Annotated in this window: 1 protein-coding gene; it reads right to left on the reverse strand. The window is 57.5% G+C overall.

Annotated features, from left to right (window positions below; translation table 11 throughout):
• Window positions 1-25: 25 nt before the first annotated feature.
• The coding region (locus CIW48_RS32890) for an AraC family transcriptional regulator (protein WP_348645153.1) at window positions 26-913 on the reverse strand (888 nt) is incomplete at its 5' end.

A 913-nucleotide genomic window follows, 5' to 3' on the forward strand; every position in this document is an offset into this window, starting at 1 on the left:
AGCCATCGGAATTAGGCCCGGTCGATCAGATGCTCTCGTCCCTCGGCGAATGGCCGAACAACGCCTTAAAGGCGCGACTAAAGGCTGCCTCCGACTCATAGCCGATGCGCAGCCCGATCTCACCGACCCGGGCTTCTCCTCGCGCGAGCATGTCGCGAGCAAGATTAAGGCGCCATTCGTTCTGGTAGCGCAATGGTGAGAGCCCGACGAGCTGCGTAAAGCGTTCTGCAAAACTTGAACGCGACATACCTGCGACATCAGCCAGCTCTTCAACGCTCCACATCTGCAGCGGCTCCTGATGCAGCACTTTGAGCGCGCGGGCGATGCGCGCATCGGCAAGTCCCCCCAACCATCCAGTCGAAGGCCCAAGATGAACCCAAGTCCGTAACGTGCGAATGATCAGAACATCGATGATCTTGGAGATCATCAAGGCCGTACCGGGTTGAGTGTCGGTCGTTTCGATCATCAGAAAATGCAGGATCCCTTCGAGCCATCCTTTGCCTTCGGCGTGCGGGATATGGATAAGCTGAGGCAAGGCAGAAATCATGCTTCGCAAACTATAGGGGTCAAACCAAAATCGGCAGACTACAAACTTTGCATCCTGTGAGGCAGACAACAGCGCGTCGCCTAAACCATGTGGCAACAGAATGAGATCTCCCGGAGCAATTAGCACAGGGTGTAGGTCATCAGGATCTGCGCAGCGAAACGCACCTTCGGTGACGATGAAAGCGTGCGCGATGTTGGGATCCAAGATCACCTGCCCGCCTGCCGTGACCGCATCGGCATACACGCCATCACCGGTAAGGCGGACCTGCGCTAACACGTGAGACAGCAGATCGGCGGACGCCGAGCCGCGTGCGGCGTCGTCCGGAGGAATGGTCAAGTTTTCTCGCGTTTCGGTCATGGTCACCCC

This window comes from Methylobacterium sp. P1-11 (assembly GCF_008329595.1).
GTDB lineage: Bacteria > Pseudomonadota > Alphaproteobacteria > Rhizobiales > Beijerinckiaceae > Methylobacterium.